This window comes from Staphylococcus simulans (assembly GCF_003043455.1).
Lineage (GTDB): Bacteria > Bacillota > Bacilli > Staphylococcales > Staphylococcaceae > Staphylococcus > Staphylococcus simulans_A.
Map to the genome: position 1 here is coordinate 1 of NZ_PZGG01000050.1, position 18631 is coordinate 18631.

Sequence of the window (18631 nt, forward strand, 5' to 3'; positions counted from 1 at the left end):
GCGTTAAACGCGTAAACTCTGATTATTCTTTATTTTTTATATGCTTATCGAGTATGCATTGCATACTCAATAAAAGCTTTACTTTTTATTCATATTATTTTTAAAAAAAGGTGATAAGCCTCAATATCTTATCACCCATTTTGAATTATTCTTAGTTTGATTCAACAGAAGTTTCTTCAGTTTCTTTTGCTTCGCCTTTATCTTCTTCTTTTAAGTCGATGTTTTGCTCAGCAGCTACTTCTTCGTTAGAAACACCTTGTTGTCCTTCTAAGATCGCATCAGCCATTTTGCCTGTTAATAATTTAACGGCACGAATCGCATCATCGTTTGCTGGAATTACGTAATCAATTTCATCTGGATCGCAGTTAGTATCAACGATACCTACGATTGGGATGTGTAATTTACGTGCTTCAGCAATCGCGTTACGCTCTTTACGAGGGTCAACTACGAATAATGCTTGAGGCATTGATTTCATACCACGAATACCACCTAAGAATTTGATTAAACGGTCGTATTCTTTTTTGATTTCAACTACTTCTTTTTTAGGTAATACTTCGAATAAGCCGTCTTCTTCCATTTTTTCAATTTCAGAAATACGTTTTACTCGTTTAGAGATTGTTTTGTAGTTAGTCAAGATTCCGCCTAACCATCTTTGGTTAACGTAGAATTGACCAGCGCGCTCAGCTTCATTTTTGATTGATTCTTGCGCTTGTTTTTTAGTACCTACGAATAAGACTTTACCGCCATCTTCTGATACTTGTTTAAGGAAGTTGTAAGCTTCGTCAACTTTTTTCACTGTTTTTTGTAAGTCGATGATATAGATACCATTTCTTTCAGTGAAAATGTATTTTTTCATTTTTGGGTTCCAACGGCGTGTTTGGTGACCGAAGTGAACACCTGCTTCTAGCAATTGTTTCATTGAAATTACTGCCATGATTAAAATCCTCCAATTTGGTTATTTTCCTCCATAAATAGCTCATGCAATAACGACGCAATAACATCGCACCAATTACATTTCAGCTCTTTATGTGTGTTATCGGCTTTATAGCCGTCATTAAATATAACATACTGCCGTCAATAAAGCAATATTTAAAATTTAAGTTGTCAGCGTTCTATCGTCTTATTTTGTTTTTTCTAATTCGTCTAAGAATTGTTCTTTTTTCACTTTGATGAAAGTACCTTTCATACCAAGTGAACGTGACTCGATAACACCTGCACTTTCAAGTTTACGTAATGCATTTACGATAACTGAACGTGTGATACCGACACGGTCAGCAACTTTAGATGCGATTAATAATCCTTCTTTACCACCTAATTCTTCAAAGATGTGCTCGATAGCTTCTCTTTCAGAATATGATAAAGAGTTGATCGCCATGTTGATTGCTGCTTTGTCACGTGCTTCTTGCTCTACTTCACTGTGTTTTTCACGTAAGATTTCCATACCTAATACAGTTGCTGCATATTCACCTAGTACTAAGTCGTTTTCATTAAATTCATCAGATACACGGCCAAGTACTAAAGTACCTAAACGTTCTCCACCGCCTAATACTGGGAAGATTGTTGTTTTACTATCAATGAACGCATCTCTGTTTTCTGGAGGGAATACTGATAAATCATCGTCAATATCAATATTTGATTCAGTTTGTTTAACGTCCATTAATTTTTCAGTATATTCACTTGGAATATGGCGGTCTTCCAACATTTGATTGATTCGACTGTTTTTCAACAATTCATTTAAGCTTGCTCCTAGGATTTTACCTCTGCGTGAAACGATAAATACATTAGTTACAGTTACCTCACTAATTTTACGCGCTACGTCTTTAAAATCTACAGCAATTCCTTTATGTTTTTGCAACAGTGTATTCAATTCTCTTGTTTTTGAAAGTAAACTCATTTTTCTTCTCCTTTTGTATTTATAATTATAAGTTTATAAGATAAATGCACTTAAATCTTTGTTCGTAGAAATAGATTTCAATTTGTCATCAACATATTGTGCTGTTATCTCTACCACCGCATTCGGCATTCCAGGTGCTTCGTAAGAAAGATCTTCCAGCATTTTTTCTAAAATCGTATGAAGTCGACGTGCACCGATATTATCAGTGTCTTGGTTAACTTGGAACGCAATTTCAGCTAAGCGTGTAATTGCTTCGTCTGTAAAGTTAACTGTTACTTCTTCTGTTTGCAGTAATGCTTCGTATTGTTTGATCAGTGAAAGTTTTGGTTCCTTAAGGATATTCACGAAATCTTCAACTGATAAACTTTCAAGTTCAACACGAATTGGGAAACGTCCTTGTAATTCAGGAATCAAATCACTTGGTTTAGACACATGGAAAGCACCTGCTCCGATAAAGAGCATGTGTTCAGTGTTGACACTACCATATTTCGTTTGAACGACACTACCTTCGACAATCGGTAAGATGTCACGTTGTACACCTTGTCTTGATACGTCTTGGCCGCCTGCATGATTACTGCTTGCTACTTTATCTATTTCATCGATAAAGATAATGCCCATTTGCTCTGCTAATTCTAACGCTTCTTGGTTCGCTGTTTCATGATCGATTAATTCATCGGCATAATCATCAGCAAGAATTTTGCGCGCAGTTTTCACTGGAACTTCACGTTCCACTTTCTTCTTAGGCATAAGTTGATTCATCATGTCTTGCATTTGTTGGTTTTGGTTTGTACCTAACATGCCCATTGCGCCTGGGTCTTGTTCAACTTTAATACGAACTTTTTCTTCTTCTAATTCACCATTTAATAATTGACGGCGAATTTCAGAACGTTTAGTTTTAACATCTTCTGTTGGCGGTTCTTCATCTTCCTCATCTTGATTACCAAAGTTCGGCATCATTCCGCCGAATAATGATTCAAAAGGATTGCCTGCATTTTGGTTCGCTTTTTTCTTCATACTCGGTACGAGCAATTTAACTAGTTTTTCATTCGCTTTTTTAACCGCTTCGTCTTTGACTTGTTCTTTTCTACCTTCTTTAACAAGTCTGACTGCTACATCAACCAAGTCACGTACCATGCTTTCGACATCACGTCCAACATAGCCTACCTCTGTGAACTTAGTTGCTTCAACTTTAATAAATGGTGCACCGACGATTTTAGCCATTCTTCTTGCGATTTCAGTTTTACCCACACCAGTTGGACCAATCATCAAAATATTTTTCGGAACGATTTCTTGTTTTAATTCTTCGTCCAACTGACTTCGGCGGTATCTGTTTCTCAAAGCGATGGCTACTTTCTTCTTAGCGTCATCTTGACCGACAATGTATTCATTTAATCGAGATACAATGTCTCTAGGAGTAAGTTTGATTGCGCTAGCATCCATTCGTTGATCAACCTCCAATATATAATTTACCTCTTCCAATATTTTGGAAAAATAATGTTGTCTTAATTTTCGTTGTACTTATAATTCTTCGACAATAATATTGTCATTTGTGAAAACACAAATTTCTGAAGCGACTTTTAAACTTGCATAAGCCATATCTTTCGCTGACATGTCTGTATGACGTTTTAAAGCACGTCCAGCACTTAAAGCATAGTTGCCACCTGAACCAATCGCAATTAAATCATCATCAGGTGCAATGACTTCACCTGTACCACTAACGACTAATATTGCGTTTTTGTCCATTACAATCAGCATTGCTTCAAGTTGTCTCAGCTGTTTGTCGCCTCTCCACTCTTGTGCAAGTTCAACTGCAGCACGTTCTAAATTACCGCTGAATTCTTGCAACTTAGTTTCGAATTTTTCGAAAAGTGTAAAGGCATCTGCAACGCTACCAGCGAAGCCAGCTAAGACTTTGCCATCATACAGTCTACGGACTTTTCTTGCTGTTTGTTTCATGATGACTTGTTGTCCTAATGTCACTTGACCGTCGCCTGCCATTGCAGCATGACCATTTTGTCTGACTGCAAAGATTGTTGTCGCATGAATTGAATTATTCATTCCTATTTCTCCTTTTTAGCTCGAGGATGTGCATTTAAATAGACTTTGCGCAATTGTTGGTTGGAAACATGCGTATACCGTCCTGTCGTTGAAAGATTGACATGACCAAGCAAAGATTGCACCGTTCTTAAATCCGCACCTTCATTCAACATATGTGTTGCAAACGTATGTCTTAATTTATGTGGGTGAATATCTGTCACGCCTGAAGTGCGTTTCACAATATCATTTAACACATAACGAACACCCCGTTCAGTAATCGGTCGTCCATTCATATTTACCAATAGATAATCATGAGACGCCTTTTTGAGCGGAGGAAATTCTGAAAGATAACGTTCAATACTCTCCCTGCACATATTTCCAAAAGGAATAAAGCGTTCTTTATTACCTTTCCCAAGCACTTTCACACCTGGTGAATTTAAATCTAAATCCTCTAACTTAATGTTCACTAATTCTGAAACACGAATGCCCGTACCATATAATAATTCTAAAATGACACGATCACGCATGCCTTTATGTTCATCTTCTTCAACTGTTTCAAATAACGCACTCATTTCTTCTTCATAGAAAAAATGAGGTAAATATTGCTCTTTCTTTGGATGCACAAGTTGAACAAAAGGATTGACTACTGTGTCATCTTGCGTCATCCAGTATTCATAAAAAGACCGTAACGTTGAAATTTTACGAGAAACTGTTGTTCTTTTCAAGCCTTTTGAATATAAATAAGATAAATAATTTCTAGCATCCTTATATTCAAAAGATTTTAATTGTAAATGCTCCTGTTCTAAAAAAGAATTAAACTGCATCAAATCGTCGTGATATGATTTCAAAGTATGTTTAGAAAAAAAGCGTTCTACCTTTAACATGTATAAAAAAGAATCTTGGATTTTATTCAATAAAAACCCCTCCATCATTTGCATTGTAGCATATAGACAGAGGGAGCTGCAGTGATTTAAGTCTCGAAACCGCAAACGTTTTCTAAACACAAATCTATTTTATCAAAATATTCATAATTTATCACAATGTTTGCATAAAGTTTTCTAAGTACGTTAAAGCACGGTTCGCTTGTTGCTCATAACGTTCTTTTTTATCTTTAATTCTTTTCTCAAGAGATGGCACTAAACCGAAGTTTGCATTCATCGGTTGGAAGTTCTTATTGTTCTTCGCATGTGAAATATAATATGCCATACTGCCGATCATCGTTTCACGAGGGAAGATTACTTCTGCTTTACCTTGTAATTTATGCGCTACATTGATACCAGCAACTAAACCGCTGGCAGCACTTTCTACATAACCTTCTACACCAGTCATTTGACCTGCAAAGTAAACTTTGTCGTGACCTTTAAGTTGATATGTTTCACTTAAGACATCCGGTGAATTGATAAATGTATTACGGTGCATCACACCATAACGGACAATATCCACATTTTCTAAACCAGGGATGAGTCGGATAACTTCTTTTTGCGCACCCCATTTTAAATGTGTCTGGAATCCGACAATATTATAAAGTGTACCTGCTGCGTCATCTTGACGTAATTGAACAACCGCAAATGGACGTTTGCCTGTTTTAGGATCTTCTAATCCTACAGGTTTCATTGGTCCAAACAACAATGTTTTACGTCCGCGTTCAGCCATTACTTCAAACGGCATACAGCCTTCGAAATATTTTTCTTTTTCAAATTCGTTCACTGGCGCAACTTCCGCTTCCAATACTGCATCATAAAAACGGTCGAACTCTTCTTCTGTCATTGGGCAGTTTAAATAAGCCGCTTCGCCTTTATCATAACGTGATTTCAAGTAAACTTTATCCATATCAATCGTGTCTTTTTCGATAATCGGTGCTGCCGCATCATAGAAGTATAGTTGATCTTCACCTGTGATGTCTACAATTTCTTTCGCAAGACCTTCTGTTGTTAAAGGACCCGTCGCGATAATTGTATAACCTTCAGGAATTTTCTCGATTTCTTCATTGATGACCGTAATATTCGGATGTGATTTCAATGTATCGGTAATATAACCAGCAAAGTCATGTCTATCCACTGCTAACGCACCGCCAGCTGGCACACGTGCATTATCAGCCGCTCTAATAATCAATGAATCTAAACGACGCATTTCTTCTTTTAATACACCTACCGCATTTGTCAGTGCGTTACCGCGTAATGAGTTCGAACAAACTAATTCCGCGAATTTATCTGTATGGTGGGCTGGTGTTTGTTTCACTGGACGCATTTCAATCAAATTAACTTTAATGCCTCTTTGCGCAAGCTGGTATGCAGCTTCTGAACCAGCTAAACCTGCACCGACCACGTTAACTGTCTCTGTCATAAATAAATCCTCCTCATTCAGATGAAAAGAGGCGAGACGCAAGCAGCGTTGTGCTTTTTGTGTCCAACCTCTCAGCTCTTACTTTACTTTTGTACTTCTTCTTTATAATCACAGTTCGAACATACGACTTGACTAGAACGTCCTTTTTTACGAACAACTAAATGATGATCACATTTCGGACAGTCTCTGCCGACTGGTTTATCCCATGAGATAAAGTCACATTCTGGATAGTTTGAACAGCCGTAGAAGATTCTGCCTTTCTTCGATTTACGTTCTACCACTTCGCCATCTTTACATTTCGGACATTTCACGCCGATTTCTTTAACGATGGCTTTAGTATTTCTGCAGTCTGGGAAGTTTGAACAAGCCATAAACTTGCCGTAACGTCCCATTTTGATAACCATAGGTGAACCGCATTTCTCGCAATCTTCACCAGCAGGCTCATCTTTGATTTCAATTTTTTCCATTTCTTTTTCAGCACGTTCTACATCGTCTTTGAAGCCGTTGTAGAAGTTGCCGACAACATTACGCCAGTTTTCATCGCCCTCAGCGATTTTATCTAGCAATGTTTCCATGTTTACTGTAAATTCAACATCAATGATTTCCGGGAAGTATTCTTTGACTTGCTCATAAACAATTTCACCTAATTCAGTAGGTACGAAACGTTTACTTTCTAACTTCACATAATTACGTTTTTGAATCGTATCGATTGTCGGTGCATACGTAGATGGTCTGCCGATTTTCAATTCTTCTAACGTTTTAACCAAACGCGCTTCTGTGTATCTTGGCGGTGGTTGTGTGAAGTGTTGAGAAGGTTCAATATCTGTTGCGATAACTGTTTCACCTTCATCAATAATCGGCAAGCGTTTGTTTTGTTCTTCCTCTTCATCTTTAGATTCAACGTATAACGTCATGAATCCTTTGAATTTGATTGCTTGACCATTCGCACGGAACTTAATGTCGCCTTGTTCAACGTCCATCGCAACTGTGTCAATTACAGCAGGTGCCATTTGACTTGCGACGAAACGTTCCCAAATCAATTTATATAAACGATATTGGTCTTTTGTTAAGAATGATTTCATTTCATCAGGCGTACGCAATGTTTTTGTAGGACGGATTGCTTCGTGCGCATCTTGGTCCCCTTGCTTACCTGTTTGTTTACGATGAGATACATATTCTTGACCGTATTTTTCTGTGATAAAGTCTTTTGTTTCTGCTTTCGCATCTGCAGAAATACGTGTAGAGTCAGTACGCATATACGTAATCAAACCAACTGTACCTTGACGCTTAAGGTCAATACCCTCATAAAGTTGTTGTGCAACCATCATTGTCTTTCTTGTTTTGAAGCCTAATTTTCTTGAAGCTTCTTGTTGTAAAGTAGACGTTGTGAATGGATTTGCTGGATTACGTTTCTTCTCTTTACGTGTAACTTTAGTCACTTCAAACTCATTACCGTTCAATTGATCAGTAATGAATTTAACATCTTCATTTTTTTGAAGTTTATATGGTTTGTTTTTATAATGAAGGAATTTCGCTGTAAACGTTGATTTTTTATAACGGAATTTTCCTTCTATTTTCCAATATTCTTCTGGTTTGAAATTACGGATTTCATTTTCACGATCAATAACTAAACGTAATGCGACAGATTGTACACGTCCTGCTGAAAGTCCTTTTTTAACTTTTTTCCATAAAACTGGTGAGATATTATAACCCACTAATCTGTCTACAATACGACGTGCTTGTTGTGCATCCACTAAATTAATTTCAATACTTCTCGGCGTTTTAAAACTTTCTTTAACTGCATCTTTTGTAATTTCGTTAAATACTACTCGGTTTTTCGCATGTTCATCTAATTTCAAAATGTTTGCTAAGTGCCATGCAATTGCTTCACCTTCACGGTCCGGGTCACTTGCTAGGAAGATTTTCTTTGCTTTTTTAGCATGTCTCTTCAACTCTTGAACGACTGGTCCCTTACCACGAATCGTAATATATTTGGGTTCAAAATCATCTTCAACATCTACGCCCATTTGGCTTCTCGGCAAATCTCTGACATGCCCCATTGAAGCGATAACTTTATATCGTTTCCCTAAATATTTTTCAATTGTTTTAGCTTTTGCAGGCGACTCAACTATGACTAAATTATCTGCCAAAGTAGATCCCCCTCTGCTTCAATAAAATGTTCCTTGTTACAAAGATAAATGATAAACGGTTTATTTTACATTTGTCAATATTTTAATTTACCTGAAAATGAACAGACATCATTTCATTTAAGTCTTTATTTCAATTTTCCAATCAATTTAATGACTTATAATCTTCTATAATATCTTGCGCACTCAAGACTATTTTCGCACCTTCTTGTGCGCGTTTTAAATTTCCTATCGTCAGTTTTTGAAAGATGCTGCCCGGCAGCACATAGACATTTCTGTTTTGTTCTAATGCTAAGTCTATAGTGATTTGTGCACCGCTTCTTTCTCTAGACTCAGTAATCAGTACACCTTGCGATAAGCCGCTAATAATACGATTACGTTCTGGAAATTTATATCTGGCAGGTCTTTCTGCAGGCGTATACTCTGAGATAGTTAAGCCTGTTTGTTCTATATTATTTCTTAAAACGCGTGTTTCTTTCGGGTAATGATGATAATGTCCAAATGCTAAAACGCCAATCGTCGCCATATTATAGTGCAAAGCCGCTTCATGTGCAAATGCATCTCCGCCTTTAGCTAAACCTGAAACGATAACTAAGTCATGTAATGCTTCACCTTTCAAAAGGTGCGCTAAAGCATTTTGTGTGTAGCACGTGGCTTCTCTAGAACCGACAATACTTAAATGGTGTTTGGCTTTTAAACAAGTTATATTGCCTTTACAAAATAATAATAAAGGCGGTGCATAAATGTGTTTGAGTAAGTGAGGATAATCAGGATGAAAAATGGAAAGCAACTGTATATCTTGAGCTATTAAAACTTGATAAATCTCAAATGGATCAATTTCACAATAAGTCTGATAATGAAGAATCGAATGTTTAGAAGTGGAGTTTTGTGAAAATTGTCGAAGTTTTGTCATTCTTTCTGGTAAATTTAAGTCAAAATAGTCTGGATACCTGATTAAAAGAGCGTAAATTTGTTTTGTGGAGTAACTTGCGTAGCGTAATCTGAGGAGTTCTAAATCTAATTCTTTGAGGTTCAATCTTTTGCCTGCTTTCTTGTGTTTTTTTCGTTATTATACGCCGTTTCATGTAATGAAAACAATACTTTTCTATGTAAAAGCTTATTCAGAGTTTCTACTATTATATACGGAAAATCAAGTTATGTTTCAATGACTATGTGAATACTCAACTTTAATATGAAAAAAGGCACAGACTTGTACCTAAGTACAAATCCATGCCTGATTTATAGGACACAATGAATTATGCGTCTTTTTTAACTGTTAATAACTCTTCGTAGATACCTGCTTCTTTAGCTGCTTCAATTAATGTTGAACCAATTTCAGAAGGTGTATCTGCAGTTTTAACACCATTGTCATTCAATGTTTTGATTTTTTCTTTAGCAGTACCTTTACCGCCAGAAATAATCGCACCAGCGTGACCCATACGTTTTCCTGGAGGTGCTGTTTGACCACCAATGAAGCCTACAACTGGTTTTGTCATGTTTTTACTAATCCATTCAGCCGCTTCTTCCTCAGCAGTACCGCCGATTTCACCGATCATCACGACAGCTTTAGTGTCTTCGTCTTTATTGAATGCATCTAATACATCGATAAAGTTTGTACCGTTGACTGGGTCGCCACCGATACCTACAGCTGTTGTTTGGCCAATGCCTTCTTCAGTTAATTGATGCACTGCTTCGTAAGTTAATGTACCTGAACGAGATACAACACCTACATGGCCTTTTTTGTGGATGTAGCCAGGCATAATACCGATTTTACAGTCATCTGGTGAAATAACACCTGGGCAGTTTGGTCCGATTAAACGTGTGTGTTTATCTTCTAAATAACGTTTAACTTTAACCATATCTAATACAGGAATGTGTTCTGTAATACAGATTGCTAAATCTAATTCAGCGTCAGCACATTCTAAAATTGCGTCAGCTGCGAATGGTGCTGGTACGTAAATTACAGATACGTTTGCACCTGTTTCTTTTTTCGCTTCTTCTACAGTATTGAATACTGGTACACCTTCAACAACTTGACCACCTTTACCAGGTGTTACCCCAGCAACGATTTGAGTACCGTATTCAAGCATTTGTTTCGTATGGAAAAGGGCTGTAGACCCAGTGATACCTTGTACAATTACTTTTGTGTTCTTATCTACATATACGCTCATCTTAGTGTCTCATCCTTTCCTTAGACTTCTTTGACAAGTTTGACAATTTTTTGAGCGCCTTCAGCCATAGTTGCTGCTGGCTCAATTGCTAAACCTGAATCTTTTAAGATTTGTTTACCGATTTCAACATTTGTACCTTCAAGACGAACTACTAAAGGTAATGTTAAGTCGACTTCTTTAACTGCTGCTACGATACCTTCTGCGATAACATCACAACGCATGATTCCGCCGAAGATATTAACAAAGATACCTTTAACATGATCATCACCTAAGATGATTTTGAATGCTTCAGTAACTTTTTCTTTCGTAGCGCCGCCGCCTACGTCTAAGAAGTTAGCTGGATTTCCGCCAAAATGATTGATTGTATCCATAGTAGCCATCGCTAAACCTGCACCGTTAACCATGCAGCCGATGTCGCCATCTAAAGCGATGTATGATAAATCATATTTAGAAGCTTCGATTTCTTTTGGATCTTCTTCTTCTAAATCACGTAATTCTAAAATGTCTTTATGTCTGAATAATGCGTTATCGTCAAAGTTGATTTTCGCATCTAATGCTAAAACATCACCGTCACCAGTTGTTACTAATGGGTTGATTTCAACGATTGACGCATCTTTTTCGATAAATACATTGTATAAAGCGATTAAGAATTTAGCCGCTTTGTTGATTGATTCTTTAGGAATATTAATATTGAATGCAATACGACGTGCTTGATATGGTGCTAAACCAACAACAGGATCGATTGTTTCTTTGAAGATTTTTTCTGGCGTTTTAGCCGCTACTTCTTCAATTTCAGTACCGCCTTCTTCAGATGCCATTAACGTTACACGATCTGTTGCACGGTCGATAACGAATCCGACATAATATTCTTTTTGAATATCGCAGCCCTCTTCAATGTATAAACGTTTAACTTCTTTACCTTGTGGACCTGTTTGGTGAGTTACAAGTGTTTTACCTAATAATTCATTAGCGTAAGCTTCCACTTCAGATAATGACTTAGCGATTTTAACACCGCCAGCTTTACCTCTACCCCCAGCGTGGATTTGTGCTTTTACAACATAAACATCAGTGTCTAATTCTTTAGCTTTGTCTACTGCTTCTTCAGCAGTGAATGCTACACGTCCTTCTGGAACTGGAACGCCCATTGAACGAAAGATTTGTTTTCCTTGATACTCGTGGATATTCATTCTCCATCCTCCTGTTTCTTAGGTTAAGTACACTGTTAATTATAGAAAATGTAAGCGCTATTGTAAACTGAAAGCGGCTATTTTTGTCAATTTTGTTAACTTTTAGACTTTATCTCGAGTACTTGCAATGTGTGATATTGCAACTATTCTAGCTTTTTTCAAATTAATCTGAATATTACACAAGGTTGGAAACAAATATTACAATTTGCACCAACCTTGTTTTTATAACTATTTTGTTGTGAGTGATTTAATAGGTTCAAATGATTTTCGATGTTCTGGAATCACACCTAATTTATCAATTCCTGCTAAATGAGCTTTTGTGCCATAACCGACATTATGTTCAAAATCATATCCTGGATACTGTTCAGCTAATTCACGCATATAAGCATCTCGATATTCTTTGGCCATAATACTGGCAGCTGCTATGGATACACTTTTCGCATCACCTTTAATAATAGAGGTTTGTTCAATATCTAAAGGCAATTCCATCGCATCAATCAATAAATGTGTCGGTTGTACTGGCAACGCCTCTATTGCACGCATCATCGCTACCTGTGTTGCTTGATAAATATTTAAATCATCGATTTCTTCAGGTGTCGCAATCCCGTATGCATAGGCGGCATCTACTTCAAGCGCAGATTTCAACTGTGCACGTTTAGCTGCTGAAACTTTCTTTGAATCATTTAAACCATAATATGCATGGCCTTCATTTAAAACTACTGCACAAGCCACCACTGGACCCGCTAATGGACCTCTGCCGACTTCATCAATACCGCAAATAATCGCTTTACTGTCATGCGCTAAAATATTATTTTCATAAAACGACATCTCTTTATATTGCTCAACAAGTGCCGCTTCTTTTTCTAATTGTTTTTTACGACTTAATAAAGCTTGCTGTACACCTTTTCTTTCATCTTGATGCCATTCCAACGTTTCAAGTTCAGCTAAGGTTTTTACATCTTTTAACGTTTCTTTAATTGCTTTGATTGACTGTTTCATTATTTAATTTCATCTGCCATTTCTTTATAAATATCGAAACTTTGCGTCCCCAGTTTCGCATTTCTAATGTCATTAATAATTAATTCAATGACTGATTCATAATCCACTTCATTACCGCGTTGTAATAGACCACGTCTACGTCCAATCGCATCAAACCATTCAATATTCTCAGCTTCTGCATCTAAATCCACATTATAATGTTTTTGTAATGCTTCAAGCGCATGGGCTTTATAGAATTCCAAACCAAAGATAGCCACATCATCTAAATGCACGATACTATCTTTAATCGCACCTGTTAAACTTAATTTCTTACCTACTGTTTGATCTTCGAATTTCGGCCATAAAATCCCTGGTGTATCTAATAATTGCAGTGATTTACCAACTTTAATCCATTGTTGTTGTTTCGTTACACCTGGCGTATTACCTGTTTTCGCAATGGCTTTATTCGCAAGTTTATTGATTAAAGTAGATTTACCAACGTTTGGAATACCCACAATCATGGCACGGATCGCACGCGGTTTTAATCCTTTTGCTTTATCACGTTCAAACTTTTCTTTTGTCGCTTGTACAGCCGCTTGTTCTACTGATTTCAAGCCTTTGCCATGCTTCGCATCTACTGAAACTGGGAAATAACCTTTACTTCTGAAATAGTCTTCCCATTTTGCTGTTTCATTTAAATTCGCCATATCTTTTTTATTTAAAATAACCACACGTGGTTTATTTTGGATCACTTCATCAATCATCGGATTTCTTGAACTATAAGGAATACGTGCGTCTACTAATTCAAAGACCACATCTACTTTCTTTAATTGTTCAGACACTTCACGTTTGGCTTTCGCCATATGTCCTGGATACCATTGAATAACCATGTTTCATCACCTTTCATTTATCGCTTTACTCTATTTTACATTCTCTCTATTATACTATATTTTGGAAGTCTTGAAAAAATGAAAAAAGAAACTCAAGCAGCTGACAATATGCTTAAGTTTCTTAATTGAGTCATGAAATCTGTATTATATGTTGTTTTCGTCTTTCTTCACCACTGGCACATACACTTGTGCTTCATAATCTGCTGCAGTGACATCTCCATGCGGATAGAATTCAAAGGCAGGCCCTTCTGCCATTTGATAACCTTCACTCGCAAGGTATTCAGGGTTAAACACTTTTTCACATACTTGTTGAATCGATTCCGGTACAGGCCCTTTAGTATTTACAACGAGATAATCGCCTTGAGGTAAAGCATAAGGATGCAAACCTGATCCAAATTGAGTATCAGAAGTTACCGCAATTAAATAGTTCATACCTGCTTCTGTAGGTACAATCACCCCTAAGTACCCTTCTAACTGATGATTACTTAATCCTGATAAAGTTTGTTTTTCACCTGATTCATGAAACTTTTGCCATGCTTTCGGTAAATTTTGTTGCGCGTCTCGCATCGTCGCATATTTACTTAAATAGCCGATAACTTTTAATTCATTTAAATGCTTTACTTCGTATTCCATATACGCCACTCCCGTCATTTCAATTAAACTTGATTAGTGTTTAATACCCTATTTTCTTTATAATACGGCATAAAAAAATACAAGCACCGAAAAAGGTAGAAGTTTTCGGTGCTTGTATTGATTTAAATTAGACTTATTCTTCAAATTTCGCTAAGTCTTCTGCAATGTGTTCAGACGCTACTAAACCACGTGATTTAGCCCATAATTCACGGTTTACGAAATGAATACGTCCGTTTTTCTTCGCATTGATTGAATTGTATACTTCTGATTGACGTAATTCTTCTAATGCATCCGCATTTTCATCATCAACCATTAAAATTAAACGTTCTGGGTTTAATGTTTTTAATTGCTCATCTGTTAATTTTAGATAAGGTCCATCTTTATATTCTGGATACGTTTTTGAGTCAGCTTGAGTGATTGCCATTTTGAAACCAAGACGTTTTAAGAATTGACCAACATAGCTGTTCGCATCATGACCTACAATGTGATTATCTGTCACGACTGCAGCCAATGTGCCTAAGCTTTTATCTAACGTAATATCTTCTTCAATTTGTTTGATTTTTTGTTCATGTACAGCAACACGTGTTTTCGCTTTTTGTTCTTTTGATACAGCTTTACCGATCAACTCAAATGATTCTAAGTTTTGTTTATAATCGCCATCAAAGCTTTCAAGTAAAATTGTCGGTGCAATTTTTTCTAACTCTCTATAGATTTTATGATGACGTTCGCCATCAGCAATAATTAATTGCGGTTCCGCTTCTCTTAAAGCATCTAAATCAGGATTGTTTCGATCTCCTAAAGAAACATATTCACCAATCTGTGTTCTGACTGCTTCAAATAAATTTTCTTTGTTTCCATCATCAGCAATCGCAGCCGGTTTAATATCTAAAGCTAATAAATCATCTACGAATGAAAATTCTAATGCGGCAACTCTGTCCACATTCTCCGCAACTTGAGTGATGCCTGATTCATTTCTTACTTCAACCATATGATTAAGACCTCCAAATTGATTTGTTATTGATAGTACTCCCATATAATTGTTACCGGTTGTTATATTCCCTATATCTTAGACATTATTCATATTAAGTTAATATGTTGATTTACAAAATTTTAATATTAGTTGATTTATTTTCCTTTATATTAGCGTTACTGCTAAAATTAAAAAGGGTATATGTAGTATGTTATCTAATTCTACATATGCATTTTATTTCAGGAGAGACAAAAAAATGAAATTCACCCTTAAACATAACTTAGTGCGCTTTTTGAAAATTGCTGGTATCGGTACACTAATCATGCTGATTATTTTCTATCCTGCAATCCGTGCTTACACTAAACATCAAATTGTATTCAGTGGTGCAGGTGATGGTTTCAGACAAATGATGCCATTTCAAAAATACTTATATGAACATGTCACAAACTTCGCAAGCTTCTACGATGTTTCTTTCGGTTTAGGCGGAGATTATATCGCAGATTTAGCTTATTATTATTCAACCTCTCCACTTACCTATTTAAACTTTTTCTTTGTGTGGTTAGGCGAACATCTCTTACATATGAATCCAAGCAGTATTGAATTTTGGCCAGGCAATCAATTATTCTTTGCGATTATCAAAGCTGTTTTAACGTTTATTGCTGCTTACTATATGATGCGCTATTTTAAAATGAAACGTTATACCGCACTGATTGCTACAATTTTATACACCGCTTCTAATGTCATGATGTACTTCAACTTTACTTGGTCATTTTATGGTGACGTGTTGATCTACTTGCCACTGACCATATTAGGTGTTGAAAAGCTCTTTAGAGAACGTAAAGCTGCTTTATTGATTATCGGTTTAGGCTTAACCTTAATGTCGAACTTTTATTTCAGTTACTATGAAGCCATTATTATTGGTGCTTATTTGTTTTATAGAACTTTCGCAGTTTATAAAGAGGATATCTTAAACCGTGTACAAAAAATTTATATCACTTCAGTGACAATTATACTTAGTTTAATGGTCGCAAGCTTTGGATTTTATACAGGCGTCAGTTCATTCCTGCATAATGATCGTAAACAAAATCCATTATTAGATTATCCTTTCTTTGTAGATTTATTAAATTCAGATAAACAAACCTTTATATCAGGCTTTCATATTTTATTATCGATTTTAGTCTTAATCGCCCTATTACAATTTAAACTATACAAACATTATTTCTATCGTTTATTTGCGATTATGACTTGGGTTTTCATACTTGGTTCATTCACCAATCCATTTGATAGTTTCTTTAACGGCTTTTCTATTCCGCAACGTAGATGGGTATACATGTTAGCTATGAGTGCTGCGATACTTGTTGCTTTAATGATTCAACATATAGCAGAAATGTCTATCGTCTCTTTAATCGCCGCAACAATTCCAGCTGTTTTAGTATTAATTTTTTCTTCGCGTTATGCTGAAGGTGAATGGCACTGGTGGATTAGTACAGCTATTATTATCGCAGTTCTGGCAATTATATTAATTGTCTATAAAGGTCAGACTAAGAAATGGTTGAAACTTGCTTTGGTGTTGTTGATTTTAATTCAACAATTCTGGCAGTTAAAAGAATATAAAGAAAATATCTTGTCTGAGTATGAAGCTGAAGTAAAACAAGTCACAAATTATGATTACTTCAGTCATCCGCTAAATAAAAAAATCAAAGCCATTCAAAAAGAAAATCAAGATGATTTAATGCGTATTGATTATATGAGCGTTTATGGTTTAAATTCACCGTTCATTTACGATTACAATGGCATCTCGCTTTACTCAAGTATCTTTGATGGTGAAATCTTAAATTATTATGATAATGTAATGCAGATTAATATGCCGATTGATAAAAATAGTACGTATCGCCTATTTAACAATCGTGCTAACTTAATGGCTCTATGGGATGTGACAGACCGCTTCAAAATGGAATCAGATAAAAATATACCATACGGTTTCAAACAAAAAGATAAAATCAAACATGGCGACAGAGTCTTTGTGCACTCTGAAAATCAAATTGATTATCCAAGTGCACATATCACCAATAAAACATTTAATATGAGCCAATTAAAATCACCGTTAGATCGTGAACAAGCTATGTTAGAAGGCGTTGTTTGGGAGGATAAGAAAGGTAATTCAACATTCAAAGCGAACCCTAACTTACTACCAAAAGCAGAGACTACATTACGTAATGCGAAACAAATAGATCAGAAACATATTCAAGTTCAAAAAAATAATGGTGGTTTGACTATACAATTGCCTGAATCCATCGCAAATCACTATCAAGATATGTATGTAGAAATGGATGTTGAACGTATTGCGCCCGCTTCAGAGCACTATGTGAAAATCAATGAATATAAACAAAAACGCAATCGTTTAGACTATAAATACCGACGTTTTGTCAGTCCTGTTACTATGCGCATCAAAGCTTCGCCAGAACTGAAATTACAATTACCAAAAGGCAAATATCGTCTACAACTAAAAGGTATTTACGGAGAAGATTACAGTACTTTAAAACGTACTAAAGATTCATTAACACCGGTCAAAGTTACTAAAAATAACCGTAACTTACACATTCAAAAACCAAAATCAGCACAAGGTTATATCGTCTTACCAACTGCCTATAGAAATGGGATGTATGCCTTGATTGATGGTAAGAAGCACGAAGTTAAACAAGGTAATGGTATTATGACAGTAATTCCAACAAAAAAAGGTCAAACTGATATTTATTTAAAATATGAACCGCCATTACTGAAACCATTAATTGTCATTACAGGCATCGGTATAGTACTAAGTGTCTTTTGGTGTCGTTATTTAATTAGGCAAAAGAAAACTAAATCATAATATGAACCCTGCGTATCTCACTATTAGTTAGGATACGCAGGGTTTTTGATTTCATCACATTATTTTTACCGATCACTTAACCTTTTTTTACCATCTGTGATTATACATATACAACCACTCATCACCTTTCTTATACTACTTTTATATCTCTATTCCACTAACACTCGCCTAGAAAGGTCTGATCACACAACATGAAAGAACTTAACTACCAAATAACCAATCAAGAATATCTGACTCAGATACTCACTGAATTTAATATTTCACTCTCCACAGAAGCACTTCAAAACAACCTTACTTCCTATCAAACATTAATGAATCATTTCGCGAATCTCCTAAATGCTTCTGAAAAAGCATTGCTTGAATCTGTTTTAAGTTCCACACTTACCATCATCACACTCTCTAGAACAGAATTTCATCAGCTTAGTCATTTGAAAACAACACACTATATCATTCCTATCGGCAAAAATCGCTACTATCTTTCACCTGAATTTTTAAATGATTATAATCAATAC

16 protein-coding genes are annotated in these 18631 nt (G+C 36.0%); 2 read left to right on the top strand and 14 right to left on the bottom strand.

Annotated features, from left to right (window positions below):
- Positions 1 to 151 precede the first annotated feature (151 nt).
- The 14 genes from rpsB to BU038_RS09270 all read right to left on the bottom strand — a co-directional run bounded on the left by rpsB (position 152) and on the right by BU038_RS09270 (position 15268).
- Positions 152 to 934, bottom strand: coding sequence for a 30S ribosomal protein S2 (gene rpsB, locus BU038_RS09205; protein ID WP_107605780.1), 783 nt, complete (start codon positions 932 to 934; stop codon positions 152 to 154).
- 186 nt (positions 935 to 1120) lie between these two features.
- Positions 1121 to 1894 carry a GTP-sensing pleiotropic transcriptional regulator CodY gene (gene codY / locus BU038_RS09210; protein WP_002480693.1) on the bottom strand — a complete coding sequence of 258 codons (774 nt, stop codon included), beginning with the start codon at positions 1892 to 1894 and terminating at the stop codon, positions 1121 to 1123.
- Between the two features lie 33 nt (positions 1895 to 1927).
- Positions 1928 to 3334 carry an ATP-dependent protease ATPase subunit HslU gene (hslU, locus tag BU038_RS09215; RefSeq protein WP_107605781.1) on the bottom strand — a complete coding sequence of 469 codons (1407 nt, stop codon included), beginning with the start codon at positions 3332 to 3334 and terminating at the stop codon, positions 1928 to 1930.
- A 78-nt stretch (positions 3335 to 3412) separates the two neighbouring features.
- Complete coding sequence (hslV, locus tag BU038_RS09220) at positions 3413 to 3952, bottom strand: ATP-dependent protease subunit HslV (RefSeq protein ID WP_023015696.1); 540 nt, start codon at positions 3950 to 3952, stop codon at positions 3413 to 3415.
- Between the two features lie 2 nt (positions 3953 to 3954).
- Positions 3955 to 4845 carry a tyrosine recombinase XerC gene (xerC, locus tag BU038_RS09225; RefSeq protein ID WP_002480690.1) on the bottom strand — a complete coding sequence of 297 codons (891 nt, stop codon included), beginning with the start codon at positions 4843 to 4845 and terminating at the stop codon, positions 3955 to 3957.
- A gap of 121 nt (positions 4846 to 4966) precedes the next feature.
- Positions 4967 to 6274, bottom strand: coding sequence for an FADH(2)-oxidizing methylenetetrahydrofolate--tRNA-(uracil(54)-C(5))-methyltransferase TrmFO (gene trmFO, locus BU038_RS09230; protein WP_107605782.1), 1308 nt, complete (start codon positions 6272 to 6274; stop codon positions 4967 to 4969).
- Positions 6275 to 6357: 83 nt separating this feature from the next.
- Positions 6358 to 8424 carry a type I DNA topoisomerase gene (topA, locus tag BU038_RS09235; RefSeq protein WP_107605783.1) on the bottom strand — a complete coding sequence of 689 codons (2067 nt, stop codon included), beginning with the start codon at positions 8422 to 8424 and terminating at the stop codon, positions 6358 to 6360.
- A gap of 142 nt (positions 8425 to 8566) precedes the next feature.
- Positions 8567 to 9457 carry a DNA-processing protein DprA gene (gene dprA, locus BU038_RS09240; protein ID WP_107605784.1) on the bottom strand — a complete coding sequence of 297 codons (891 nt, stop codon included), beginning with the start codon at positions 9455 to 9457 and terminating at the stop codon, positions 8567 to 8569.
- Between the two features lie 220 nt (positions 9458 to 9677).
- Positions 9678 to 10592 carry a succinate--CoA ligase subunit alpha gene (sucD, locus tag BU038_RS09245; protein ID WP_023015699.1) on the bottom strand — a complete coding sequence of 305 codons (915 nt, stop codon included), beginning with the start codon at positions 10590 to 10592 and terminating at the stop codon, positions 9678 to 9680.
- 20 nt (positions 10593 to 10612) lie between these two features.
- Complete coding sequence (sucC, locus tag BU038_RS09250; RefSeq protein WP_002480685.1) at positions 10613 to 11779, bottom strand: ADP-forming succinate--CoA ligase subunit beta; 1167 nt, start codon at positions 11777 to 11779, stop codon at positions 10613 to 10615.
- Positions 11780 to 12007: 228 nt separating this feature from the next.
- A complete protein-coding gene (locus BU038_RS09255; RefSeq protein ID WP_107605785.1) occupies positions 12008 to 12778 on the bottom strand; it encodes a ribonuclease HII in 771 nt (256 codons plus the stop codon).
- Positions 12778 to 13647 carry a ribosome biogenesis GTPase YlqF gene (gene ylqF, locus BU038_RS09260; RefSeq protein ID WP_070626628.1) on the bottom strand — a complete coding sequence of 290 codons (870 nt, stop codon included), beginning with the start codon at positions 13645 to 13647 and terminating at the stop codon, positions 12778 to 12780. Before ylqF ends, BU038_RS09255 begins: the two co-directional genes overlap by 1 nt.
- 144 nt (positions 13648 to 13791) lie before the next feature.
- Complete coding sequence (locus BU038_RS09265; protein ID WP_107605786.1) at positions 13792 to 14280, bottom strand: GyrI-like domain-containing protein; 489 nt, start codon at positions 14278 to 14280, stop codon at positions 13792 to 13794.
- Positions 14281 to 14413: 133 nt separating this feature from the next.
- Positions 14414 to 15268, bottom strand: a complete 855-nt coding sequence (locus BU038_RS09270; protein ID WP_107605787.1) for an ABC transporter substrate-binding protein — start codon at positions 15266 to 15268, stop codon at positions 14414 to 14416.
- A gap of 238 nt (positions 15269 to 15506) precedes the next feature.
- Between BU038_RS09270 and BU038_RS09275 the strand changes: the two genes are divergently transcribed.
- Together BU038_RS09275 and BU038_RS12395 are read left to right on the top strand one after the other, a co-directional pair.
- On the top strand, positions 15507 to 18119 hold the full coding sequence (locus tag BU038_RS09275) for a YfhO family protein (protein WP_107605788.1): 2613 nt from the start codon (positions 15507 to 15509) through the stop codon (positions 18117 to 18119).
- 191 nt (positions 18120 to 18310) lie between these two features.
- A partial coding sequence (locus BU038_RS12395; RefSeq protein ID WP_142402597.1) for a hypothetical protein occupies positions 18311 to 18631 on the top strand: 321 nt, incomplete at its 3' end.

Excerpts from the sequence above, each read along its gene's own strand:
- rpsB (WP_107605780.1), bottom strand. The coding sequence starts at position 934 with ATGGCAGTAATTTCAATGAAACAATTGCTAGAAGCAGGTGTTCACTTC.
- codY (WP_002480693.1), bottom strand. The coding sequence starts at position 1,894 with ATGAGTTTACTTTCAAAAACAAGAGAATTGAATACACTGTTGCAAAAA.
- hslU (WP_107605781.1), bottom strand. The coding sequence starts at position 3,334 with ATGGATGCTAGCGCAATCAAACTTACTCCTAGAGACATTGTATCTCGA.
- hslV (WP_023015696.1), bottom strand. The coding sequence starts at position 3,952 with ATGAATAATTCAATTCATGCGACAACAATCTTTGCAGTCAGACAAAAT.
- trmFO (WP_107605782.1), bottom strand. The coding sequence starts at position 6,274 with ATGACAGAGACAGTTAACGTGGTCGGTGCAGGTTTAGCTGGTTCAGAA.
- sucD (WP_023015699.1), bottom strand. The coding sequence starts at position 10,592 with ATGAGCGTATATGTAGATAAGAACACAAAAGTAATTGTACAAGGTATC.
- sucC (WP_002480685.1), bottom strand. The coding sequence starts at position 11,779 with ATGAATATCCACGAGTATCAAGGAAAACAAATCTTTCGTTCAATGGGC.
- BU038_RS09255 (WP_107605785.1), bottom strand. The coding sequence starts at position 12,778 with ATGAAACAGTCAATCAAAGCAATTAAAGAAACGTTAAAAGATGTAAAA.
- ylqF (WP_070626628.1), bottom strand. The coding sequence starts at position 13,647 with ATGGTTATTCAATGGTATCCAGGACATATGGCGAAAGCCAAACGTGAA.
- BU038_RS09265 (WP_107605786.1), bottom strand. The coding sequence starts at position 14,280 with ATGGAATACGAAGTAAAGCATTTAAATGAATTAAAAGTTATCGGCTAT.
- BU038_RS09270 (WP_107605787.1), bottom strand. The coding sequence starts at position 15,268 with ATGGTTGAAGTAAGAAATGAATCAGGCATCACTCAAGTTGCGGAGAAT.
- BU038_RS09275 (WP_107605788.1), top strand. The coding sequence starts at position 15,507 with ATGAAATTCACCCTTAAACATAACTTAGTGCGCTTTTTGAAAATTGCT.